The 22,686-nt window shown below is 63.5% G+C and carries 19 protein-coding genes and 1 pseudogene; 9 read left to right on the forward strand and 11 right to left on the reverse strand.

The features are described from left to right. Positions 1-7: 7 nt before the first annotated feature. From OWR21_RS03590 to OWR21_RS03630, 9 genes are all read right to left on the reverse strand, one after another. Positions 8-1,015, reverse strand: coding sequence for a response regulator (locus tag OWR21_RS03590; RefSeq protein ID WP_332394624.1), 1,008 nt, complete (start codon positions 1,013-1,015; stop codon positions 8-10). Positions 1,016-1,097: 82 nt separating this feature from the next. Next, the gene (gene phcR, locus OWR21_RS03595) at positions 1,098-2,204 is read right to left on the reverse strand and encodes a two-component system hybrid sensor histidine kinase/response regulator PhcR (RefSeq protein WP_147215954.1); all 1,107 of its coding nucleotides are present in this window, start codon (positions 2,202-2,204) and stop codon (positions 1,098-1,100) included. A 7-nt stretch (positions 2,205-2,211) separates the two neighbouring features. Next, positions 2,212-3,540 (reverse strand): sensor histidine kinase, encoded by a 1,329-nt coding sequence (locus OWR21_RS03600; RefSeq protein WP_147215956.1) that lies wholly within the window; start codon positions 3,538-3,540, stop codon positions 2,212-2,214. A 20-nt stretch (positions 3,541-3,560) separates the two neighbouring features. After that, positions 3,561-4,973, reverse strand: a complete 1,413-nt coding sequence (phcB, locus tag OWR21_RS03605) for a class I SAM-dependent methyltransferase PhcB (protein ID WP_332394625.1) — start codon at positions 4,971-4,973, stop codon at positions 3,561-3,563. Between the two features lie 659 nt (positions 4,974-5,632). After that, positions 5,633-6,670 carry a response regulator gene (locus OWR21_RS03610; RefSeq protein WP_316872810.1) on the reverse strand — a complete coding sequence of 346 codons (1,038 nt, stop codon included), beginning with the start codon at positions 6,668-6,670 and terminating at the stop codon, positions 5,633-5,635. Positions 6,671-6,832: 162 nt separating this feature from the next. Further along, positions 6,833-8,293, reverse strand: a complete 1,461-nt coding sequence (locus OWR21_RS03615) for an NAD(P)(+) transhydrogenase (Re/Si-specific) subunit beta (protein ID WP_147215962.1) — start codon at positions 8,291-8,293, stop codon at positions 6,833-6,835. Further along, the gene (locus OWR21_RS03620; RefSeq protein ID WP_316890044.1) at positions 8,290-8,619 is read right to left on the reverse strand and encodes an NAD(P) transhydrogenase subunit alpha; all 330 of its coding nucleotides are present in this window, start codon (positions 8,617-8,619) and stop codon (positions 8,290-8,292) included. The genes OWR21_RS03615 and OWR21_RS03620 overlap by 4 nt, the downstream gene beginning before the upstream one ends. A 70-nt stretch (positions 8,620-8,689) precedes the next feature. After that, positions 8,690-9,052, reverse strand: a complete 363-nt coding sequence (gene panD / locus OWR21_RS03625) for an aspartate 1-decarboxylase (protein WP_009241493.1) — start codon at positions 9,050-9,052, stop codon at positions 8,690-8,692. Between the two features lie 81 nt (positions 9,053-9,133). Beyond that, positions 9,134-10,273 carry a Re/Si-specific NAD(P)(+) transhydrogenase subunit alpha gene (locus OWR21_RS03630; RefSeq protein WP_147215965.1) on the reverse strand — a complete coding sequence of 380 codons (1,140 nt, stop codon included), beginning with the start codon at positions 10,271-10,273 and terminating at the stop codon, positions 9,134-9,136. 232 nt (positions 10,274-10,505) lie between these two features. On the opposite strand from OWR21_RS03630, the pseudogene OWR21_RS03635 reads away from it, so the two are divergent. From OWR21_RS03635 to OWR21_RS03660, 5 genes and pseudogenes are all read left to right on the forward strand, one after another. Beyond that, positions 10,506-12,631 (forward strand): annotated as a pseudogene (locus OWR21_RS03635) (TonB-dependent siderophore receptor). Positions 12,632-12,633: 2 nt separating this feature from the next. After that, complete coding sequence (locus OWR21_RS03645) at positions 12,634-13,773, forward strand: DUF1624 domain-containing protein (protein ID WP_332394627.1); 1,140 nt, start codon at positions 12,634-12,636, stop codon at positions 13,771-13,773. A gap of 72 nt (positions 13,774-13,845) precedes the next feature. After that, positions 13,846-14,340, forward strand: a complete 495-nt coding sequence (locus tag OWR21_RS03650) for an NUDIX hydrolase (RefSeq protein ID WP_332394628.1) — start codon at positions 13,846-13,848, stop codon at positions 14,338-14,340. Then, positions 14,337-15,449, forward strand: a complete 1,113-nt coding sequence (mnmA, locus tag OWR21_RS03655; RefSeq protein WP_332394629.1) for a tRNA 2-thiouridine(34) synthase MnmA — start codon at positions 14,337-14,339, stop codon at positions 15,447-15,449. Before OWR21_RS03650 ends, mnmA begins: the two co-directional genes overlap by 4 nt. 91 nt (positions 15,450-15,540) lie before the next feature. Continuing rightward, complete coding sequence (locus OWR21_RS03660; protein WP_332394630.1) at positions 15,541-17,139, forward strand: FMN-binding glutamate synthase family protein; 1,599 nt, start codon at positions 15,541-15,543, stop codon at positions 17,137-17,139. Positions 17,140-17,159: 20 nt separating this feature from the next. Here the strand turns inward: OWR21_RS03660 and OWR21_RS03665 are convergent, their stop codons facing one another. Then, on the reverse strand, positions 17,160-17,768 hold the full coding sequence (locus tag OWR21_RS03665) for a glutathione S-transferase (RefSeq protein WP_316872817.1): 609 nt from the start codon (positions 17,766-17,768) through the stop codon (positions 17,160-17,162). 239 nt (positions 17,769-18,007) lie between these two features. Here OWR21_RS03665 and purB point away from each other — a divergent pair, with 239 nt between their 5' ends. The 4 genes from purB (at position 18,008) to OWR21_RS03685 (ending at position 21,555) form a co-directional block, all read left to right on the forward strand. Continuing rightward, complete coding sequence (gene purB, locus OWR21_RS03670; RefSeq protein WP_316890035.1) at positions 18,008-19,381, forward strand: adenylosuccinate lyase; 1,374 nt, start codon at positions 18,008-18,010, stop codon at positions 19,379-19,381. Positions 19,382-19,643: 262 nt separating this feature from the next. Beyond that, a complete protein-coding gene (locus OWR21_RS03675; protein WP_332394631.1) occupies positions 19,644-20,225 on the forward strand; it encodes a cytochrome b in 582 nt (193 codons plus the stop codon). Between the two features lie 98 nt (positions 20,226-20,323). Further along, complete coding sequence (locus OWR21_RS03680) at positions 20,324-20,896, forward strand: YceI family protein (RefSeq protein WP_316890127.1); 573 nt, start codon at positions 20,324-20,326, stop codon at positions 20,894-20,896. Between the two features lie 62 nt (positions 20,897-20,958). Then, positions 20,959-21,555 (forward strand): YceI family protein, encoded by a 597-nt coding sequence (locus OWR21_RS03685; RefSeq protein ID WP_316872820.1) that lies wholly within the window; start codon positions 20,959-20,961, stop codon positions 21,553-21,555. A gap of 98 nt (positions 21,556-21,653) precedes the next feature. Here OWR21_RS03685 and secF read toward each other — a convergent pair whose 3' ends face one another. Further along, the gene (gene secF / locus OWR21_RS03690; RefSeq protein ID WP_147216132.1) at positions 21,654-22,625 is read right to left on the reverse strand and encodes a protein translocase subunit SecF; all 972 of its coding nucleotides are present in this window, start codon (positions 22,623-22,625) and stop codon (positions 21,654-21,656) included. Positions 22,626-22,686: the final 61 nt, after the last annotated feature.

The following is a 22,686-nucleotide window of genomic DNA, read 5'->3' on the forward strand; positions in this document are numbered from 1 at the left end:
GCCCGGTTCAGGCGGCCTGCAGATCCTGGAAATGCTGCATCCACGCCGTGAGTTGTTCCGGCGTGAGCTGCGTCTGGTTGTCGAGCAGGCGCAGCTTGACGGTCGCGCCGTCGCGCTCGGCCGTGAGCGACCAGCCTTTTCCGTCGAGCCACAGCAGGAACGCCAGCCATTTGGCATGCGCGTCCGACACCTTGTGCGTGGACGCGGCTTCCAGGAATTCCGTCAGCGTGGTGAGATCCACCACCGCCGCAGCATCGCTGCCCGACGGCGAGACCTTGCCGTGCAGGACCTCGGCCAGCACCTCCAACGCCTGGGCTGCCGGCTTGCTGTCAAAGCGTGACGACAAGTCGAGATAGGCCTGGCGCACAGCGTGGCTGAACTCGCCGGTGCGCAGGCTTTCTTCGCCGACCAGCTCGGTGTAGTCCTTCATCGCCCAGTCCGGCTGCGCGAGCGATTGCAGACCTACGGCGGCAGCGGCTCGCAGGTAATCGTTGACGGCGCTGAATGACGACAGCCCCGACACCGCGAGGTACAGCGTCTGCAGCGCGCCGATGCGGTGCGTGAGCGTCTGGCTTTGGCGCACGGTCATCTTCTCGCGCAGCAGCGCGTCACGCTCACGGCGCAAGTCAGAGAATTCCAGCGCCTGCTTCAGTTCCACGCGCAGCGCCGTGATGTCCCACGGCTTCTTGATGTAGCGGTGAATCTGCCCCTGGTTGACGGCCTCCACCGTGTCTTCGATTTCGGAGTAGGCGGTGGTCAGGATGCGCACCAGGTGCGGATAGCGCTCACGTGCGTAACGCAGCAGTTCATTGCCGAGTTCGCCCGGCATGCGCTGGTCCGACACGAGCACGCCGAGCGTGGCGGCGTGCTGGTCGAGCATGCGCTTGCCTTCTTCGACCGAGGTGGCGGTGACGACCGGCGCCAGTGAACCGATGGCACGGCCGAAGTAAGTCAGCGCCAATGTCTCGTCGTCCACGTACAGGATCTTGGGCTCGTTGCCCCCGGGATTGGTCATCCGTCACTCCTCATAGCAAATGCAGCCAATACGGCGAACGCGCGGATCACGTGCGGCGTGGTTCGTAGTGTTGATGGTCTTGTCATGGGAACGTCAGAGTCACGCGCGTGCCTGCGCTGGGTGCAGAATCAATCGCAATCGCTCCCCCGAACGATTGCATGATCCGCGTACAAAAAATCATGCCCATGCCGTTGCCGCCTTCTTCGGCGCGCGTGGTCACGGGGTCGATGGTCAGCCGCGCAAGAACGTCCGGCGCGATGCCTGGGCCGTTGTCTTCGATGCGGATCATGTGCTGGGCGTTGCCCGCATCCGGAGCGCGGCTGGCGATGATTTCGAGCTTCGGCGCATCGGTCTGCCGCAGTGCCTGCAACGCATTGCTCGTGAGCGACGAGAGCACCAGCATCACGCAGTTGGGCAGCGTCTGGATCGGAAAATCGTCTTCCACGCGGTACGACACCCATTCGCGCTGCGCGTTCGTGAATGGGTACGTGTCGAACAATGCGCGGATCAAGCCGCCCGCACTGTTGGGCGTGGCTGCCGTGCCGGGCTTGCCGTAGGTATTGCGCACGGAATTCAGGAACGTGGCGATGACCGAGAGGCAGTAGCGCGCGTTGTCCTGCACGCGGTCGGCGGCGCGGCCAATTTCTGGAAGGGCGCCGGGCGTGGGCTCCGTCTGATCCACGCGCATGCGGATGCCGCGCGCAAAGTTCGAGATGGCGGCCAGCGGCGTGTTCAGCTCATGCGCAAGAAAAGCCAGCGTTTCGTCGATTGCCATGAGGCGCTGGGTACGCAAGAGGCGATCCTGGCGCAGGGCCAGCGCCTCCTGCAGCGAGCGACGCACGTCTTCGGGCTGATAGGGCTTCTCCAGGATCTTGAACACGCGTCCGGTGTTCACGGCCTGAATCAGCAGGTCCTTGTCGGCATATGCGGTGACGAGGATGGTGGCAATGTCGCCGTATTCCGCGTCGATGAAGCGCAGCAGTTCGGTGCCGTCGCCGCCCGGCATGCGGAAGTCGGTCAACACCACGCTGATGCGCTCGTGGGAATCGCGCAGCACGGCCTTGGCCTCTTCGACGCTGTTGGCTGTCAGCACCTCATAGCCGGCGCCGATCGTGCGTGCAAACCATTTGCAGGCCTGCGCTTCGTCGTCGACGTAGAGGATGGTGACGGTGTCCGGCGTGGTGTCCATGATGCGTCTACTCCGAGCGCGGCAGATCAAACGTGAAGCGCGCCCATTCGCCTTCCTTGCTCGTCACCGCCAGGGTGCCGCCGTGGCGCTGGATCACGCTGTAGCTGATCGACAGCCCCAGTCCCAGGCCCTTGCCGACATCGCGCGTGGTGAAGAACGGCTCGAACACGCGCGACAGGTTCTTCTCCGAGATGCCGGGGCCGTTGTCGGTCACCACCACATGCAGGCGGTTGTCGATCCACTCGCCGGTAATTTCGATGCGTGGGTTCTCGCGCTGCACCTTTTGCATGGCAAGCGCGGCGTTCGACAGCAGGTTGATCAGCACGCCGATGATGGCCGCCTCGTCGCCGCGCACCAGCGTATCCGGCGGCAGCTTGCGTTCGAGCGCCACGCCGCGCAACTCGTGGCTCGTCAGCCGGACGGCCGAGTCGATGGCCTTCTCCACCAGGAATGGCGCATCGGCCTCGCCCTTCTCGGGGCTGCGGTAGGCGAAGGTCTTCAGGTCTGACACGATGTGCTGCACGCGCTGCATGCCTTCCTTGGCATCGGCCAGGCATTCGAGCAGCATCGGGCTGCCCTTGGCGATCGGGTCTTCCTGCGCCACGGCGATGGCCATCAGGCAGAAGTTGACCGGGTTGTTGATCTCATGCAGCAGTCCGGCAGACAGTGTGCCGATAGCGGCCATCTTTTCCTGCTGCAGAAGCTGGCCCTTGATGTCGGTGAGGTTCTGGTTGGTCTGCGCCAACTGCTCGTTCTTCTGCGCCACCTCTTCCTTGAGCCGGAAGAGCTGGAAGCGCCCACGCTCGTTGAAGTACGTGTACAGCGTGCTCGTCGCAATCGAGAACAGGATGAACAGCGAATGCACGATGAAGATCTCGCGCGACTGGATCCCGCCCGGGTGCAGCGTGCATGCGATCACCCAGAAGATGTATGTGCATGTGCCGAACAGCACGGCCTGCAGAAAGCCGATCGGCATCACCATGCCCACCGCGTAGATCGCCAGGTTCAGCCCAGAGTAATACGGTGAACTGGCGCCCTCGGTGTCGTAGATCATCCACGAGATCATGATCTGCGGGCAGATCAGCCAGAAGAACGTGAGGCTCTGCACGTGTTCTTCGCCCCAGCGCGTGTACAGCACCAGCAGTGCGCCGAACATGATGAGCGACGTGATGACGCGCAGCGACGCGAACAGCCAGAGCTTGTCCACATACATGCCGTAGTCCAGCCCGACACCGGCCAGCACCAGCACGATGCCGGTAATGGCCGCCATGCGGCTGAAGACGAGCCGGAACTGCTTGAGCTCGGCCTGGTATCCGCGATGTGTAATGGGCTCCATGCGTGTTCCTGGGCTGCGGATTAAGCGGCGGGTGTGGCGGGCCCGGCCACGCTGGCCTGGGCGAATACGTTGACGCCGGTCACGTCGGTATAGACGCGCACGTCGTGCGAGCCCTCGGGCAGCAGCTCGGCCATCAGCGGTTCATCGCGATAGACCAGGTACCACTCGAGCACGTGTTCCATCACGAAGCGCATCGGGTTGTTGCCGTGCACGTTGGTCGCAAGAATGGCGCCGCCTTGGCGCGTGCGCGCAGCAAAGTAGGAGAGCAGGCGCTGGCAGACCTTGTTGGACAGATAGTCGAACAGGCCAGCGCAATACACGGCATCGCAATCGCCGGCTTGCGGGCTCTCGGCCGTGATGCGCCGCTTGAGCAGTTGATGCACCGATTCATGCACGAAATCGACGGTGACGGTCTTGCGCGCGCGGTCCATGGCACGGCGCATCTGCTCGCGGGTGTAGTTGAGCGTCTCTTCGCTGAAGTCCACCAGCTCAAACGACAGCAGCGACGGTTCGGGATGCTGCTGAATGAAGCGCTGGATTTCCACCGCCGGCCCGCAGCCCACGTTCAGCACCTTGAAGGTCCGGCCTGCCGCCTTCGCCTGTGCAGCCAGGTCGCTCAGATACTGCACAAGAATGTCGATGCGGTTACGGTGCGCCTCGGCCACGTCGGTGCGCAGGAAGGCGGCGTTGACGATCTGGAAGTACGTGTTTGGCCCTTCGCGCGGGTCGGAGAGGATCTGGTTGACCATCTCATAATCGCCTGCGTAGCCGAGCGGCTTGGTGTACGTGCGATAGATGAACGGCGCGCGCAACAGCAGCGGATGCAGCGCCGCTTGCGCGAACGTGCGGTGCGCGGGTGCAAGCTCCGCCTCGACCTTGCCGGCTTCCGATTCCAGACCGTCCATGTAGCCCTTGAGCTTGAGCATGATCGGCTCGGCCAGCTCCTGGAAGACATCCATGCGCAGCTTGTTGTCTTCGCGCGGCAATGTCTTCGACAGATCCACTTGCTCCACCCAGCGCGACACCTCGGCCAGGAACGCACGCATCTCGTTGACGACGATCTGATAGTCGCGATGGATGCGGAAACGCTCCTGCCATTCCTGCACGAACGTTCGCGCTTCTTCGCCCACCGAAGCAGGCGTGTCGGCCACTTCCGACAGCTCGCGCCATTCGTCGATCAGCGTGAGCGAGACAACGGCGGTCAGGCCCGTGTTCACCAGGCTGATCACCACCGCCTTGCCGAGATAGGCCTGCCGGGTCCCCATCTTGATGGCGAGCTCGGACAGCACCTCGCTCACCTGCACGATCGAATAGGGGTTGTAGATCTCCATCACCAGGGCACGCCGCTGCAGCGTGATGATGGTGCCGCGGACCTGCTGACCCTGTGAGTTGCGGAAGCTGACCGCGGGATCGATTTGGTTGGGTGAGTACACGGTGCGAATTTGCCGGAGACTTCAGGGAAAACGTCTGCCAAGCGGGACGCTCACTCCAACAACCGCGCACTCGGAGTCGCACTGCGAATCCGGGCACCGCGAACACGGCGCGCCCCGCCGACACCGCTGGGCATGCCGCCGCATCAGTCGTGAAAGCGTGCTTGAAGCCGTCCGCTGGCCGTGCGCAATACGCGCCAGCCCGGGCGTCTCGCCCAAACCCGCTCCGAAAAGATCGGGGAAGATGACCGACTGCAGCCGGCGCCTTCAGTATCCCTACTGCGGCACCCTTACCTGTACTGCTCGCCGATCAACAGCGTGGCAACGGGAATCGTGCAACCGTGAACCATGACCAGATTGGAACGATGCACTCCCCTGACATCCGCAACGCGCGCTGCTTGAACGCGCGGCCCGCTGCTGCATCCCAAATCGTCTCTCAAGGAGAATCCCGCACAGTAATGAACTCCAGGCGCCGTATCGAATGTTGCGTGCCGGCACCCGCGTTCGCCATGATGCCGCAGCTATGCCACGCACGCATCAGGGCGATTCAGCCGGGCCACGCTCTGACGTCGTGGCTGCCGGATGACGCAATCGATTGTACTTGCCCAATGTGACCCACACAATGCGGAAACCCGCAGTGCAGAGCAAGCGGAAACACCACCTCAGCGTGATTTGCGGCCGGTGAGCGCGTCCGGATCCTGCTTGTAGTTGGTGAGAAACTGGGTATAGCTGTAGACCTGCGCCGGCAGCAGGTGGCTCGGCATGTCGAACAGTGCGTAGTAGTACGGCTCGCGGCCCTGGCATACCTCGGCGGGCAGGCAATATTGTTCCCACTCCACACAGGCCGGGGTGTACATGCCGTCGCCAGGCCAGAAGAACGGGACGATCTGCTTGTCGTGCAGCCCCTTGAGCAGCGCGTCGGGCGCGTTGTAGGCCTCGGCGTTTTCCAGGTGCGTGAGCATGCTCGCGTTGGTCTCGATGACCATGAGCGTCGCCCGACCATCAGCGGTGAGCAGCAGCACGCCGGCGGGGTGCGGATACAGGTAGTACTCGATGAAGCGGTAGCGCGCGGACAGCTCACGCACGAGCCGTGTGATCGCCGGGTCCGACAGAAAACTGAAGGAGTGGCGCGACAGCAGATCGCGCAGTGTGCTCGACAGGTTGCTGAAGTAGCGCACCTGCAGCGCTTCGATTTCCGCGCTGAGCCGCTCGGCCATCGCCGGATTGTCTTTCTTGATGTAACGGTCGATCAGGCCGTCGTTGAAACCCTGCACGGCGATGTTTTCGTCGGCCATGCCGGTGAGCAGGATCGTCATGCACGGCAGGTCTTTGAGCTTGGCGCAGAATTCCAGTCCGTTCATGCGCGGCATGGAGTAATCCACCACGATGACGGACGGCTGCAGGAAGCGGTTGACCTCGTGGATCTGGCGGTAGACGCGGTCGACGTCGAGCTGGATTGTGCGGCGTTCGGTCGAGAACGTCAGATCATCGTGGGTGACCCGCACCGGCAGAAAACCCGGCATGCGCAGCGAATGCCACTGGCGCAGCCACGCCAGCGCCTCTTCCGGGTCATTGAAGGCCAACAGCGCACGCGATGGGTCCATCTGGAACCCAAGGCTTTCCACGAACGATTGGCTGTCGTCGACCACCACCGTCAGGGTCGGGTGGAAATAGACCGGCAGGGCGCTGTCCTGTTGCATACGTCGGGAAGAGTCGGAAGAGGGCTGGGTGCAGCGCACGGCCGGTGTGGCCAGCGCTGCCCGTTTCCACTACGTTACTGTCTGCCGCCGCCGGGAGCAAGCGGAACCGGTCTGACCTGACGGACCGTTGACGGCCGTCAGTGGAGCCGCCAGTGCGCCGCTTTACTCGACGGATTTCACCATGTCCTCGACGACCTTCTTGGCGTCGCCAAACACCATCATCGTCTTGTCCATGTAGAACAGCTCGTTGTCCAGCCCGGCGTAGCCGGCATTCATCGAGCGCTTGTTCACGATGATCGTCTTGGCCTTGTAGGCCTCCAGGATCGGCATGCCGGCAATGGGCGACTTCGGATCGTTCTTGGCCGCCGGGTTGACCACGTCGTTGGCGCCCAGCACCAGCACCACGTCGGCCTGGCCGAACTCGCCGTTGATGTCTTCCATTTCGAAGACCTGGTCGTAAGGCACTTCCGCTTCGGCCAGCAGCACGTTCATGTGGCCCGGCATGCGGCCGGCGACGGGGTGGATCGCGTATTTGACGGTCACGCCCTTGTCCGACAGCTTTTCGGTCAGCTCCTTCAGGGCGTGCTGTGCGCGCGCCACCGCCAGACCGTAGCCGGGGACGATGATGACCGTCTCGGCGTTGCCCATGAGGAAGGCCGCATCATCGGGCGAACCCGATTTGACCGGGCGCTGCTGCCCGCCGCCACCCGCTGCCGCTCCGGCGGACGCTTCGGAACCGAAGCCGCCCAGGATCACGTTGAAGAACGACCGGTTCATCGCCTTGCACATGATGTAAGACAGAATTGCACCGGATGAACCGACCAGCGAGCCGGCGATGATCAGCATCGGGTTGTTGAGCGAAAAGCCGATGCCGGCCGCCGCCCAGCCCGAGTACGAGTTCAGCATCGACACCACCACAGGCATGTCTGCCCCGCCGATCGGGATGATGATCAGCACGCCCAGCACAAACGCGATGGCCGTCATGATGATGAACGGCAGCCAGCTCTGGCTCAGGAAGAACAGGATGCCGAAGCCGAGCATGGCCACCGCCAGCAGCAGGTTCAGCATGTGCTGGCCGGCAAACTGCACCGGCGCGCCCTGGAACAGGCGGAACTTGTATTTGCCCGACAGCTTGCCAAAGGCGATGACCGAGCCCGAGAACGTGATGGCGCCGACGAAGGTGCCGATGAACAGCTCCACCCGGTTGCCCAGCGGCAGCACGTTGTCGCCCGCCACGGTGATGCCGAAGGCCGACGGTTCTGCCACCGCGGCGACCGCAATACACACTGCAGCCAGACCGATCAGTGAGTGCATGGCGGCCACCAGCTCCGGCATCTTGGTCATCTCGACCGTGCGCGCCACGTAGGCGCCGATGCCGCCGCCGACCACCAGGCCCGCGAAGATCAGGATGAAACCCGTGGAGGCGCCGCTCTCGGTGCCCGCAAACATCTCGGCCTTGAGCTTGTAGATGAGTGCGACCGTCGTGACGGCGGCGATCGCCATACCCGTCATGCCGAACGCGTTGCCGCGCCGCGCCGTGGTCGGGTGGGAGAGCCCCTTGAGCGCCTGGATGAAGCAGACCGAAGCCAGCAGATACAGCAGGGTGACGAGGTTCATGCTCATTGCTTGGCTCCCTCGCTCTGACCGGCCTTGGCCTTCGGCTCTTTCTTCTTGAACATTTCCAGCATGCGCTGGGTGACCAGGAAGCCGCCAAACACATTCACCGCTGCCAATGCCACCGCCACCACACCCATGGTGCGGCCCAGGCCCGTTTGCGTGAGGCCGGCCGCCAGCATGGCGCCGACGATGATGATGGCCGAGATGGCGTTCGTCACGGCCATCAGCGGCGTATGCAGCGCCGGCGTGACCGTCCACACCACGTGGTAGCCGACGTAGATCGCCAGCACGAAGATGATCAGGTTGATCACCGTGTGATTGACCAGCTCCATGAGTGCTCCTCCTCGCTTCTTGGTCGATGTGCGAAGCGGCCAGACCGTTCAGGCCCGGCCGCCCGGCGCGTCAGGTTTCCTTGATGGCCTTGATCTTGTTGCCCTCGCCCAGCAGCACGACCTTGGGCTTGTAGCTGGCGACTTCTTCTTCGTTCATCGGGGCATAGGTGCAGATGATCAGCAGATCACCTACGTGCGCCCGGCGCGCTGCGGCACCGTTGAGCGAGATTTCGCCCGAGCCGCGCTTGCCCTTGATGATGTAGGTGGAGAAACGCTCGCCGTTGTTGACGTTGTACAGCTCGATCTTTTCGTATTCGCGCATGTCGGCGGCGTCGAGGAGGTCCTCGTCGATGCCGCACGAACCTTCGTAGTCCAGATCGGCCTGGGTGACCGTCGCGCGGTGCAGCTTGGCGCGAAGCATGTTGCGTTGCATGAAGCTTCCTTGAAACAGAAATGAAATCGCCACTGGCGACCGCGCCGGGCCGTGACGCCCGGCAGGCCGCCGTCTCCGTTCTTATTTGGCGGCGCTCGTGGCTGCGGGAGCGCGCACCACCTGGCCGGCCTGGCTGAGCAGGCAGGCGGCCACGATGTCGTCTTCGCGGTTGATGTTCAGGCCGCCATCCTTGTCGATGATCAGCTTGAGGAAATCGAGCACGTTACGGGCGTAGAGGGCAGAGGCGTCGGCCGCCACCATCGACGCGAGGTTGGTGTAGCCCACCAGCGTGACGCCGTGTTTGACGACCACGCGGTCGGCTTCGGTCAGTGGGCAGTTGCCGCCTTGCGCAGCCGCCAGATCGACGACGACCGAGCCGGGCTTCATGGCCTGCACGGTGGCTTCCGACAACAGCGTCGGCGCGCGGCGGCCCGGGATCAGCGCCGTCGTGATGACGATGTCGGCCTGGGTTGCGCGCGTGTGCACCAGTTCCGCCTGGCGGCGCATCCAGTCGGGCGGCATCGGGCGGGCATAGCCGCCGACGCCCTGGGCGATTTCGCGCTCTTCGTCCGTCAGGAACGGCACGTCCAGGAACTTGGCGCCCAGCGATTCGATCTGCTCTTTCACCGCCGGCCGCACGTCGGATGCCTCAATGACGGCACCCAGGCGCTTGGCCGTGGCGATGGCCTGCAGGCCGGCCACACCAGCGCCGAGGATCAGCACGCGCGCGGCTTTCACGGTGCCGGCTGCGGTCATCAGCATCGGCATGAAGCGCTGGTAATGGTTGGCAGCGACCATCACCGCCTTATACCCGGCGATGTTGGCCTGGGAGGAGAGCACGTCCATGCTCTGCGCGCGCGTGGTGCGCGGCGCCGCTTCCAGTGCGAACGCGGTGACGTTGGCGGCGGCGAGGCGGGCCGTGTTCTCGTCATCGAACGGATTGAGCATGCCGACCAGCACGGCGCCCGGCTGCATCTGCGCCAGTTCGGCCGCTTCCGGCGAGCGCACCTTCAGCACGATCTGCGCGCCCAGCGCCTCGGCCGCGGTGCCGATTTTGGCTCCGGCCGCGACATATGCGTCGTCTGGCTGGGCAGCGGCGACACCGGCACCCGATTGCACCGTCACCTGATGGCCAAGCGCCACGTACTTTTTCACCGTTTCCGGGGTCGCGGCAACGCGCGTCTCGTCCGCCCGCGTCTCCTGCGGGATGCCGATGTGCATCGTGTTCTCCTCGTCATGGTGCCCGCGCGTGCGGAATGGCGCGCTGGGTCGGTTTTGTTGAACGATGTGGAGCTTACCCGAACTTTTGGCAGGCGGACCGCTCCTGAAACGCTGCTCGAACATGAGCATTGGCTTAGCGACACGCGCCGGAATGTCGCGCGGGGCTCTCCTTTTATTGCAACTGAATTGCAATTACGTTAGCGTGGCTGTTTTCCATGTGCCAATTATTGCCATGCAGCGTAGACGACGGTCCATCCCCTCGCAAACCAGATGGAGCCTTCTTGGAGCGGTTTTGTGCAGCGCATCAAATATATGCAACGCCGAGCCGGCCCCAACGTTTGCGCTGGATGAATCCATTGTGAGAGGCTCGGCGGGCGACGAACGTTTGCGTGTGCGGCGGGCGAGCTCCGCCACGCTGACCGACACGCCGCTCAAAGACGTGCCGCAGGCGGTGGGCGTCGTGACGCGCGGCGCGCTCGATGACTTTGGCGCAACACGTTTGGACACTGCGCTTGACTGGGTCAGCGGGATCAGTCGGCAGAACAATCTGGGCGGCATGGCCGACAACTTCGCCATTCGCGGCTTTGCGGGCGACCTCAACACGGGCGCGGATTACCTCGTCAATGGCTTTTCGGCCAATCGCGCCAACAGCGTGCCGGTGGACGCCATCAACATTGGGCGCATCGATGTGCTCAAGGGGCCATCGGCGGCGCTGTATGGGCGCAGCGACCCGGGCGGCATCGTCAACATCGTCACGCGTACGCCGCAGTTCAAACCGTCGCGCGAGGTGACGCTGGCGGTGGGCAACCCCGATCGATACCGGCTCGCGACAGAGATGACCGGCCCGCTGTCCGAGCGCTTTGCCTATCGACTGGGCGTGGCGGCGGAAAGCAACCAGAGCTTTCGCGATTTCTCGTCGACTCGGCGATACGTCGTCGCGCCGTCGCTCACGTGGTTGGCGGCGGACGACACCGTGGTCACCTATGCGTTTGAAGCGGCGCAGCTGAACACGCCGTTCGACCGGGGCATCGTCGCCATTAACAAGCAGCTGGGCGCGTTGCCGCCTTCGCGCTTTCTGGGTGAGCCTGGCGATGGCGATACGACTGTGCGCACGCAAAGCCATCAGTTAACCGTCGAGCACCAATTGAACAGAGGCTGGAAACTCAATGGCGGGTTGCAGTATCGATCATCGCAATTGTTCGGCAAGTCGTCGGACGCCGCGAGCCTGCAGGCGGACGGCCGCACCCTGTGGCGCCAGGCCCGTGAACGCGACTACCACGCCAATGACCTCGCCGGCCGTGTCGACGTGCAGGGCGATGTGCATACCGGAGCGGTCAAACATACGCTCGTCGCGGGTGCGGATTTCTACAACTTCCGCTACGACCCGGTGCTGTATCGCGCCAACCCGAGCGCCGGCGCGCCGTATGCCATCGATATTTTCGACCCCGTCTATGGCCAGCCGCGCCCGAATGTGCGGCCGAGCATCAGCACGCGCGAGTCCCAGCGCGGTTATGGCGCCTTCGTGCAGGACCAGGTGACGCTGTCCCCGCAATGGAAGCTGCTGGCCGGCGTGCGCATGGACCGCTTCCTGCAGCACGCCGACAACCGCCTGACCGGCACGCGCGTGGCGCAGCAGCAGACCGCCTATAGCCCGCGCATCGGCATCGTGTATCAGCCCGTGCAGACGCTGTCGCTGTATGCCAATACATCGCGGTCGTTCCGGCCCAACACGGGAGTGGGCGCGCAGGGCAACGCGTTCGCGCCGGAGCGGGGGCGCGGCCACGAAGTGGGCGCCAAGCTGGAAACCCCGACGGCCGGCTCGGCGGCACGCTGGCGCTGTACTCGATCGACAAGACGAATGTACTGACGGGCGATCCGCGCGATCCGACATTTCAGCGCACGGCGGGTGCGGTGCGAAGCCGCGGTGTCGAGCTGGATGTGTCGGGGCAGGTGACGAAGAACATCAAGATGCTGGCCACGTATGCCTATACCGATGCCCATGTCACCGCCGATACGGTGCTGCCATCGGGCGCGCCGCTGTCGAACATTCCGCGTCATAGCGCCAGCGTGCTGGGCCTGTATGAGTTTGGCGCGGGCGCGTTGGGCAGGGCCGGTGCGGGTGGCGGCGTGGTCTACGTAGGTGAGCGCGCCGGCAACAGCGTCAACAACGGCTTCAAGCTTCCCGCCTACACCACCGTGCGCCTGCATGGCTATGTGCAGCCGACGCGCGCGCTGCGTCTCTCGCTCACGATCGACAACCTGTTCGACAAGCGCTACTACGCCAGTTCGTACAACGAGCTGTGGGTGGCCCCAGGCGCGGAGCGGCAGATCACACTGGCCGCGACCTACAAGTTCTGACGATGGCGCCCACTTCTTCGCGGCTTGCCGCAGTGGATGCGTTGCGCGGCCTGGTCATGATGCTGATGGTGGTCGACCATCTGCGGGAGTTCTTCTTCCTGCACGCGCAGGTGGCCGATCCTGTCAATCTGGCCGTTACGCCGACGGCACTGGCGCTCACGCGCTTCGCAAGCCACCCCTGCGCGCCGGTGTTCGTGTTTCTGGCGGGCATGTCGGCATGGCTGTCCGGGCAAAAGCAGGGCGGGGATCGGCGCGGAGTGTCGGCACATCTCTTCAAGCGCGGGCTGTTTCTCGTGGCTCTGGAACTCACCGTCGTGAACTTTGCCTGGACGTTCACGTTTCCGCCCACAACGGTCTATCTGCAAGTCATCTGGGCGATCGGGTTATCGATGATCGCGCTGGCGGGGCTGATCTGGCTGCCGCGTGGCGGTCTGCTGGCGGTCTCGCTGATGATCGTGGCGGGGCACAACCTGCTCACGGATGCGCAGGTGGCGCCGGATTCATCGTGGCATGCACTGTGGGCGGTGCTGCATCAGCGTGACTGCATTGTGTTGGCCGACGGGCTGCGGCTGCGCACGTCGTATCCGGTGCTTGCGTGGATCGGCGTGATCGGTCTGGGTTATGCCTTTGCGCCGGCGTACGCGCGGCGTTCGCGGGCCCGCCGTGCGTTGTGCTGGCGGCTCGGCGCTGCAAGCCTGACCGGCTTGGCGGTGTTACGCATGCTCAACGGCTATGGCGAGCCGCAACCGTGGGTGCTCGATCCTGATGCGCTGACCACCGCCGTGTCGTTCGTCAATCTCACCAAATACCCGCCGTCGCTCGATTTTCTGCTGATGACGTTGGGCTTGGGGCTGTGCGCGCTGGCGTGGCTGGACCGCCTGCCCGCACGCGCAGCCGACATGCTCCAGACGCTGGGCGCCGCGCCGATGTTCTTCTATCTGCTGCATTTGTATGCGCTGCACGTCGCGTATCTGGCGGCGTTACAGGCGTTGGGCGCAAACCATGGCGAGCGCTTCGGCTTCAACGCGGTATGGCAACTGTGGGCGGCGTGGCCAGTCACGATCGCGTTGCTGTATTGGCCGACACGCTGGTTTGCAAGACAGCGCTCCACCGGGCGCCATCGGTGGATGCGCTATTTGTGAAGCGGTCGCGATCACAAGCGGATGTTGCCTTGCAGGGCTACAATAACGCCTTGTTTTTGTTGCCTTTTTGCCATGAACCAAGCCGTCCGCTGGAAACCCAGCGTTACCGTTGCCGCCGTCATTGAACAGGACGGGCGCTTTCTGCTGGTGGAGGAGCACACCGATGTCGGCTTGCGCCTGAACCAGCCCGCCGGCCATCTCGACCCGGACGAAAGCCTGGTCGACGCCGTCGCGCGCGAAGCGCTGGAAGAAACCGCGCACAGCTTTGTACCGACTGCCTTTCTCGGCTGCTACATGGCGCAGTTCCAGCCGCCGCAGGGGGATCCGGTCACCTATGTGCGGATGGCATTTACCGGCGAGCTTGGCCCTCAAGATCCGCGCCGCACGCTGGACGACGGCATCGTCCGCACTGTCTGGATGACGGCGGATGAAATTCGCGCCAGCCGCGAGCGCCATCGCAGCCCGCTGCTGCTCGCCTGCGTGGAAGACTACCTGGCCGGCAAGCGCTATCCGCTCGACGTCATCCACACGCACGCCAGCGTGTACGGGCTGGGAGTGCAGCCATGAGCAAGAAGCGCATCGTCGTCGGGATGTCCGGCGGCGTCGATTCGTCCGTCACCGCGTGGCTGCTCAAACAGCAGGGCTACGACGTCGTCGGCCTGTTCATGAAGAACTGGGAAGACGATGACGACAGCGAATACTGCTCGACCCGACAAGACTGGATCGACGTGGTCTCGGTGGCCGACCTGATCGGCGTCGATGTCGAAGCCGTCAACTTTGCCGCCGAGTACAAAGACCGCGTGTTTGCGGATTTCCTGCGCGAATACTCCGCCGGCCGCACGCCCAATCCCGACGTCCTCTGCAACGCCGAGATCAAGTTCAAGGCCTTCCTCGACCACGCGATGGCGCTTGGCGCCGACACGATCGCGACCGGGCACTACGCCCGCGTGCGCGAGATCGACGGTCGCTTCGAACTGCTCAAGGCGTTCGACCACACGAAGGATCAAAGCTACTTCCTGCACCGGCTGAACCAGGCGCAGCTGTCGCGCACGCTCTTCCCGCTGGGCGAAATGTCCAAGACGAAGGTGCGGGAGATCGCCGCCGAGATTGGTCTGCCCAACGCCAAGAAGAAGGATTCCACCGGCATTTGCTTTATCGGCGAGCGGCCGTTTCGTGATTTCCTGAATCGATACCTGCCGACCAGGCCCGGCCCGATCAAGACGCCGGACGGCAAGACCATCGGCGAGCACATCGGCCTGGCGTTCTACACGTTGGGACAGCGCAAGGGCATCGGCATCGGCGGCAGCCGCGACGGCAACGGCGATGCCTGGTACGTGGCCCGCAAGGACATGGCGGCCAACACGTTGTACGTGGTGCAGGGTCACGACCACCCGTGGCTGCTGGCGCACACCGTGCACGCCGACGATCTGAGCTGGGTTGCCGGCCAGGCACCCGCCGAAGGCACGCACCTTGGCGCCAAGACGCGTTATCGCCAGGCCGATGCGCCTTGCACGGTCGCACGCGCGGCCGACGGCGCGCTCACGCTGACTTTTCCGGAGGCGCAGTGGGCGGTTACGCCGGGTCAATCCGCTGTGCTGTACGACGGTGAGATCTGCCTGGGCGGCGGCATTATTTCCGCAGCTGAGCCGGCTATCGTTGAAAAGGCGGTCGCCTAATCGGTTTTTGCAACACTGCGTTGTGTCGGCTGCGACTGCTGCTGCACTCGTTTAAGCTTGCGCCCTGATTTGTCTTCAAACAGGGTTGGTCATGCTGCCACGTCGTTACTGGGCCTTTGCGGGCGTTGTGCTGTTGTTTGCCGTCACCGCCGGGTTTGCGGTAGCGGGGCGCCTGCATTGGGTGTGCGCGGTCATTCCGGGCATGTTCGTGATCCTCGGCGTGCACGACATCACGCAGACGCGCCATTCGGTGTTGCGCAACTACCCGCTCTGGGGCCATTTCCGCTTCCTGTTCGAGTTCATTCGCCCGGAAATCCGCCAGTATTTCGTTGAAGACGACACCGACGAAAAGCCCTTCTCGCGCGCCCAGCGCAGCATCGTTTATCAGCGCGCTAAAGGTGAAGTCGACAGCCGTCCGTTCGGCACCGAAGTCGATGTGAAGGTGGCCGGGCACGAATGGATCGGTCACTCGCTGGCACCGTCGCGCATTACCTCCTCGGACTTCCGCGTGATGGTCGGCGAGGGCCGCGCCAAGCCGTATTCGATGTCGGTGTTCAACATCTCGGCGATGAGCTTCGGGGCGCTGTCCGGCAATGCCATTCGCGCACTCAACCGCGGTGCGAAGCTCGGCAACTTCATCCATGACACCGGCGAGGGCTCGATCTCACCGTACCACCGCGAAGAGGGCGGCGACCTGATCTGGGAAGTCGCCTCGGGCTACTTCGGCTGCCGCGACGCCAATGGCCGCTTTGATCCGGATCGCTTTGCCGAGCAGGCACGCAGCCCGCAGGTGAAGATGATCGAGGTGAAGCTGTCGCAAGGGGCCAAGCCGGGCCACGGTGGCGTCTTGCCTGCGGCCAAGGTGACGCCCGAGATTGCCGCCACACGCGGCATTCAGATCGGCAAGGATTGCATCTCGCCGGCCTCGCATTCGGAATTCAACTCGCCGCTGGGTTTGCTGCAGTTTGTGGATCGCCTGCGTACGCTGTCGGGCGGCAAGCCGACCGGCTTCAAGCTCTGCATCGGGCATCCGTGGGAGTTCTTTGGCATCGTCAAGGCGATGCTCGAGTCCGGCATCCTCCCGGACTTTATCGTCGTTGACGGCGCGGAAGGCGGCACCGGCGCCGCGCCGCTGGAATTTACCGACCACGTCGGCACGCCGCTGCAGGAAGGGCTGCTGCTGGTGCATAACACGCTGGTCGGGACCAACCTGCGCGACAAGATCAAGATTGGCGCGTCGGGCAAGATCGTCACGGCGTTCGACGTCGCTCGCACGCTGGCCATGGGTGCCGACTGGTGCAACGCTGCGCGTGGCTTCATGTTTGCGCTGGGCTGCATCCAGGCGCAGAAGTGCCACACCGACCGCTGCCCGACCGGCGTAGCGACACAGGACCCGTCTCGTCAGAAGGCGCTGGTGGTGCCGGACAAGGCCGAGCGAGTGCATCAATATCACGCGCACACGCTGCATGCGCTGCTGGAGCTGACGCAGGCCGCGGGCCTGCAGCATCCGGCGGATTTCCGCGCGCACCACATCGTGCGGCGCGTGTCAGGTAACGAGGTGCAGTTGCTCTCGACGCTGCTCAAGTACCTGGAGCCCGGCGATCTGCTGGCCGGGCGGTACCGTTACCAACTGTATGAGCGCTACTGGCCGATGGCCCAGGCCGAACGGTTTGACCCGGTGGCCGTGTAACGCTCGACCATTGCCATGGATTACTGGGGCTGGGTTTCCATGAAGCTCGGCCGCTTTTCCATGCGCGCGTAGAACGTGGCGAGGTTCGCGTGACGTTCGCGCCAGTCGATCTGCGGCTGGCGGAAATCCAGATAGGCAAGCGCGCAGCCGACGGCAATGTCCGCCAGCGTGAGGTGGTTGCCGTTGCACCAGGTCTTGTCGGCCAGGCCTTGCGACATGGCTTGCAGCGCTTGGTCGATCTTGTGGGTCTGGCGCGCGAGCCACGTTTCGCTGCGCTGCTCCGGTGTGCGCTGCGTGTGTTCAATGCGCAGCATGAGCGCGGCGTCGAGCAGGCCGTCAGCCAGCGCCTCCCAGCAGCGCACTTCCACGCGCTCCCGGCTCGATGGCGGAATGAGGCGCGCCACCGGCGACAGCGTATCGGCGTATTCGGCAATCACGCGCGAGTCGAACAGGGCGCCGCCGTCGTCCATCACCAGGCAGGGCACCTTGCCCAGCGGATTGAACTGGTGGATCTGCGTGTCTGCGCTCCACACGTCTTCCAGCACGAACTGGTAGTCGATTTTCTTTTCAGCCAGAACCACGCGCACCTTGCGGGTGTACGGGCTGGCGTGCGATCCGATCAGTTTCATAGGCATGTCATGTTGGAGGCGGAAGTATAGCTGCGCACTTTCCCGAGTGCGCTGCGCGGCGCCTGAACCGAACTCAACCAAACGGAGGCTTGCTTTAGGCCGGATTGGCCGTGAAAGACAGGTGCCGGGTGGTAAAATCGCGGGCTCGCCTGGGTGCGCGTATGCACCTTGGTTCAACGCGCAACGCCGCGTCCGGGTTGTCCGGATTGAGATTCCCTTCACATTTTTTCCCGCCTGCCATGTCGTCGCTTTCTGCCCTGACCGCTCTGTCTCCCATCGATGGCCGCTACGCTGCCAAGGCCGATCCGCTGCGCGAGTGGCTGTCGGAAGCCGCTTTCATGCGCAATCGCGTGAAGGTGGAGGTGCATTGGCTGATCGCCCTGTCGCAGGCCGGGCTGGCGGAGATCCCGCGTTTCTCGGCCGCCGCCGAAGGCGCACTACTGACGCTGGTCGAGAACTTTGCCGAGGCAGACGCCGCCCGCATCAAAGAGATCGAAGCCGTCACCAACCACGACGTGAAGGCCGTCGAATACTGGATGAAGGAGCGCGTGAAGGGCAACGCCGAGCTGGAAGCCGCCAGCGAATTCATTCACTTCGCCTGCACGTCGGAAGACATCAACAACACCTCGCACGGGATGATGCTCAAGGGCGCGCGCGACACGGTCATCGTGCCGACGCTGCGCCGCGTTCAGGCGCGCCTGGTGGAGCTGGCCCATGCCAACGCCGACGTCCCGATGCTTTCGCGCACGCACGGCCAGCCGGCCAGCCCGACGACGCTGGGCAAGGAAATGGCCAACGTGGCCGCCCGCCTGGATCGCGCCATCCGCCGCATCGAAGCCGTTGAGCTGCTGGGCAAGATGAACGGTGCGGTGGGCAACTACAACGCGCACCTGTCAGCGTATCCGTCGCTGGACTGGGAGGCCTTCTCGAAGAACGTGATCGAGACGCGCCTGGGCCTGACGTTCAATCCGTACACCATCCAGATTGAGCCGCACGACTACATGGCCGAGCTGTTCGACGCCGTGGCGCGCGCCAACACGATCATCCTGGATCTGGACCGCGATGTCTGGGGCTACATTTCGCAGGGCTACTTCAAGCAGAAGACCAAGGCCGGCGAGATCGGCTCGTCGACCATGCCGCACAAGGTCAACCCGATCGACTTTGAAAATTCGGAAGGCAACGTCGGTCTGGCCAACGCGGTGCTGCGCCATCTGTCGGAAAAGCTGCCCGTGTCGCGCTGGCAGCGTGACCTGACGGATTCGACCGTGCTGCGCAACATCGGCGTGGCGTTCGGCTACAGCCTGCTGGCGTACGACGCCTGCTTGCGCGGCCTGGGCAAGCTCGAAACCAACCCGGCCCGCCTGGCCGAAGACTTGGACAACTGCTGGGAAGTGCTGGCCGAGCCGGTCCAGACCGTGATGCGCCGCTATGGCATTGCCAATCCGTACGAGCAGCTCAAGGAACTGACGCGCGGCAAGGGCATTTCGCGCGAGGCGCTGCGTGAGTTCATCGGCACGCTTGCCATTCCGGAGGATGCCCGCAAGCTGCTGCTCGACATGACGCCCGGCAGCTACATCGGCAAGGCTGAAGAACTGGCGCGCCGTATCGCCTGATTGTTGCAAAAATTTGGTGGTGCCGTCTGAAGAACGGCCCGTTCTCGAATCCGAGGGCGGGCCGTTTTGCTGGTGTGCGCTGTAGAACCGTTCTACGCGCCGCTGATATGAACATGCCTAGTCAATCAAAAAATTTGAATCGCTTGGTGAACTTCAGCTTGCCTTGGCCGGTCGGATCGCGCAAATAATGCACAATCGTTTGGCGTCGTGGTCTTACCCACAGGCGCCGCCTACCGAGCGCTACAACATACCGAGGGAACCGATGTCACAAGCCGCCCACTCGAATCTCGCCATGCGCGGCGCCGCTGACCACGGCGCCTATGCCAAGCCCGCGATTGCGCTGCACTGGATCGTCGCGCTGCTGATCTTCGCGGCCTTCGGGCTTGGTCTGTACATGACCGATATCCCAGGCTTTACGCCGACCAAGCTGAAGCTGTTCTCGTATCACAAATGGATCGGCATCACGGTGCTGATTTTTGCGGTGCTGCGCGTGCTGTGGCGCCTGACGCATCCGGCGCCGACGCCCGTGCCCGGTATGCCGAAGTGGCAACACGCCGCCGCCGAAGCCGCGCACGTCGGCTTGTATCTGTTGAGTTTGGCGGTGCCGCTGACCGGCTATCTGCTCAGCGTCGCGGCCGGCGTCAAGGTTGTGTACCTTGGCCTATGGGAACTGCCGATGCCGTTCGACAAGAGCGACGCGCTGAAAGACGTCTTCAGCATGGCGCACGAATGGCTCAACTGGACCATGGCGGCCATCGTCGTGGTGCACATCCTGGCAGCGCTCAAGCACCACGTCGTCGATCGTGACGGCACGCTGCGCCGCATGGTGCCTTTCCTCCGCTGATTTCCAAATGCGCCGGTGCACGGTGTGTGCCGGTGCTTCTGCCTGTCCATCCTGACCAAGACTGCCGGCACGACCGGCCTCACCGAAGGAGTCTGATGATGAAACGTTTTGTGCGCCCCCGCGCCATTGCCCTGGTTGCCGCTGGCGCGCTGTCGATCGCTGCCGTATCGGTATCGGCCATCGCCCAGGTGGACGCCGCCAAGAGCAGCGTCACCGCCACCGGCAAGCAGCTCGGCGTGCCGATGGACATCAAGTTCGGCAAGTTCGACGCCGTCGTCAATTACAACCCGGCCAACGTGGCTGCATCGACTGCCAAGGTGGACATCGATGTCACCAGCGTCGACGTTGGCAGCAAGGAATACAACGACGAACTGAAGAAGAAGGACTGGTTCGACACGGCCAGGTATCCGAGGGCAACGTTCGTCTCGTCGGCGTTCAAGCCCGGCGCGGGCGGCAAGGTGGACGTGGTCGGCAAGCTGACCATCAAGGGCATCACGCAGGATGTGACTGCACCCGTCACGTTCAAGCAGGAAGGTGCCAATCAGGTCTTTGAAGGCGCATTCCCGGTCAAGCGCAACGCATTCAAGGTGGGTGACGGTGAGTGGAAGGATACGTCGGTCGTCTCGGACGACGTGACGATCAAGTTCCGCGTCGTCATCGCCAAGAAGTAATCGGAAGTCTCACCCCAACGTTTTTCGGCCCTCGTGTGCCGCTTTTATCCGCAGGAGTTCTCATGAAATTGCGTACCCTCGTTGCCGCACTGTCGGCCGTTGCTGCCACTGCCGCTTTCGCTGCACCGGTCACGTACCAGCTCGATCCGAACCACACTTACCCGAGCTTCGAAGCCGACCACATGGGTGGCCTGTCGAAGTGGCGCGGCAAGTTTGAAAAGTCCAGCGGCACCGTGACGCTGGATCGCGCTGCCAAGACCGGCAGCATCGATGTGACCGTGCAGACCGACAGCATCGACTTCGGTCACGCCAAGATGAACGAGCACGCCAAGAGCGCCGAAATTTTCGACGTGGCCAAGTACCCGACCGCCACGTTCAAGGGCAACTTCACGAAGTTCAAGGGCGACGTGCCGACCGAGGCCGAGGGCCAGTTGACGCTGCACGGCGTAACCAAGCCGGCCAAGCTGGAAATCGACGCGTTCAAGTGCATGCAGCACCCGATGCTCAAGCGTGAAGTCTGTGGCGCGGACGCCGAGATGAAGTTCAAGCGCGATGACTTCGGTGTCGACTACGGCAAGGCCTACGGTTTCAACATGGAAACCAAGCTGAAGATTCAGGTGGAAGGTGTCAAGCAAGACGCCAACGTCGCACAGCAGTAAGCCAGGCGGCACGCCTCTGCCAAAGAAAAGCCCCGCAATTGCGGGGCTTTTTTGTTGCCCGAAGAACGGAGTCGTCCGGGCAGCGCGGAGCAGGATCTTCAGACCTGCGCGCCGAAGTTCGGGTCGTCTTCCTTCGGGCCACCGGCCTTTTTATCGGCCTTGACCAGATCTTCGCGTTTGACGCCCAGCCACATGCACAGCGCAGCGGCCACGAACACCGACGAGTAGATGCCGAACAGAATACCGATCGTCAGCGCCAGGGCGAAGTAGTGCAGCGTCGGACCGCCGAACACCAGCATCGACACCACCATCATTTCGGTCGAGCCGTGGGTGATGATCGTGCGCGAGATGGTGCTGGTAATCGCGTGATCAATCACCTCGTGCGTGTTCATCTTGCGGTACTTGCGGAACGCTTCGCGGATCCGGTCGAAAATCACCACGGATTCGTTGACCGAATAGCCCAGCACCGCGAGCACCCCTGCCAGCACCGACAGCGAGAACTCCCACTGGAAGAAGGCGAAGAAGCCCAGGATGATCACGACGTCGTGCAGGTTGGCGATCACGCCGGCCACGGCAAACTTCCATTCGAAGCGGATCGACAGGTAGATCACGATGCCGATCACCACGAACAGCAGCGCCAGCAGGCCATCCGTGGCCAGTTCCTTGCCGACCTGCGGGCCGACGAACTCAACGCGCTGGAGCTTGGCGTCGGGGTTCACGGCGGTCAGCGCCGTCATCACCTGTTGGCTCTGGACTGCCGAGGCGATGGGTTTGCCGTCCGGACCGTTCTTGAGCGGCAGGCGGATCATCACGTCGCGCGAGGTGCCGAAGTTCTGCACCTGGGCGTCGGCATAGCCGAGCTTCTCAACGTCGCCGCGGATCTTCGGCAGATCGGCGGCCTGGGTGTAAGCGACTTCCATCACCGTACCGCCGGTGAACTCCACCGACAGGTGCAGCCCCTTGTGGAACAGGAAGAAGACAGCAGCGATAAACGTCAGGAACGACAGCGCGTTGAGGATCAACGCGTGCTTCATGAACGGAATGTCGCGGCGGATGCGGAAAAACTCCATGGTCTGCCCTTTGTGGCGACCGCCCCTTCGTGTCGGGGCAGCGCCGGTTCTATGCGAGATT

The sequence above is a fragment of the Ralstonia sp. 1B3 genome (assembly GCF_036631435.1).

What these genes read in the sequence shown, in the direction of transcription:
- OWR21_RS03590 (WP_332394624.1), bottom strand. Translation starts at nt 1,015, where the DNA reads ATGACCAATCCCGGGGGCAACGAGCCCAAGATCCTGTACGTGGACGAC.
- phcR (WP_147215954.1), bottom strand. Translation starts at nt 2,204, where the DNA reads ATGGACACCACGCCGGACACCGTCACCATCCTCTACGTCGACGACGAA.
- OWR21_RS03600 (WP_147215956.1), bottom strand. Translation starts at nt 3,540, where the DNA reads ATGGAGCCCATTACACATCGCGGATACCAGGCCGAGCTCAAGCAGTTC.
- OWR21_RS03610 (WP_316872810.1), bottom strand. Translation starts at nt 6,670, where the DNA reads ATGCAACAGGACAGCGCCCTGCCGGTCTATTTCCACCCGACCCTGACG.
- OWR21_RS03615 (WP_147215962.1), bottom strand. Translation starts at nt 8,293, where the DNA reads ATGAGCATGAACCTCGTCACCCTGCTGTATCTGCTGGCTTCGGTCTGC.
- OWR21_RS03620 (WP_316890044.1), bottom strand. Translation starts at nt 8,619, where the DNA reads ATGGAGCTGGTCAATCACACGGTGATCAACCTGATCATCTTCGTGCTG.
- panD (WP_009241493.1), bottom strand. Translation starts at nt 9,052, where the DNA reads ATGCAACGCAACATGCTTCGCGCCAAGCTGCACCGCGCGACGGTCACC.
- OWR21_RS03630 (WP_147215965.1), bottom strand. Translation starts at nt 10,273, where the DNA reads ATGCACATCGGCATCCCGCAGGAGACGCGGGCGGACGAGACGCGCGTT.
- OWR21_RS03645 (WP_332394627.1), top strand. Translation starts at nt 12,634, where the DNA reads ATGGCGCCCACTTCTTCGCGGCTTGCCGCAGTGGATGCGTTGCGCGGC.
- OWR21_RS03650 (WP_332394628.1), top strand. Translation starts at nt 13,846, where the DNA reads ATGAACCAAGCCGTCCGCTGGAAACCCAGCGTTACCGTTGCCGCCGTC.
- mnmA (WP_332394629.1), top strand. Translation starts at nt 14,337, where the DNA reads ATGAGCAAGAAGCGCATCGTCGTCGGGATGTCCGGCGGCGTCGATTCG.
- OWR21_RS03660 (WP_332394630.1), top strand. Translation starts at nt 15,541, where the DNA reads ATGCTGCCACGTCGTTACTGGGCCTTTGCGGGCGTTGTGCTGTTGTTT.
- OWR21_RS03665 (WP_316872817.1), bottom strand. Translation starts at nt 17,768, where the DNA reads ATGAAACTGATCGGATCGCACGCCAGCCCGTACACCCGCAAGGTGCGC.
- purB (WP_316890035.1), top strand. Translation starts at nt 18,008, where the DNA reads ATGTCGTCGCTTTCTGCCCTGACCGCTCTGTCTCCCATCGATGGCCGC.
- OWR21_RS03675 (WP_332394631.1), top strand. Translation starts at nt 19,644, where the DNA reads ATGTCACAAGCCGCCCACTCGAATCTCGCCATGCGCGGCGCCGCTGAC.
- OWR21_RS03680 (WP_316890127.1), top strand. Translation starts at nt 20,324, where the DNA reads ATGAAACGTTTTGTGCGCCCCCGCGCCATTGCCCTGGTTGCCGCTGGC.
- OWR21_RS03685 (WP_316872820.1), top strand. Translation starts at nt 20,959, where the DNA reads ATGAAATTGCGTACCCTCGTTGCCGCACTGTCGGCCGTTGCTGCCACT.
- secF (WP_147216132.1), bottom strand. Translation starts at nt 22,625, where the DNA reads ATGGAGTTTTTCCGCATCCGCCGCGACATTCCGTTCATGAAGCACGCG.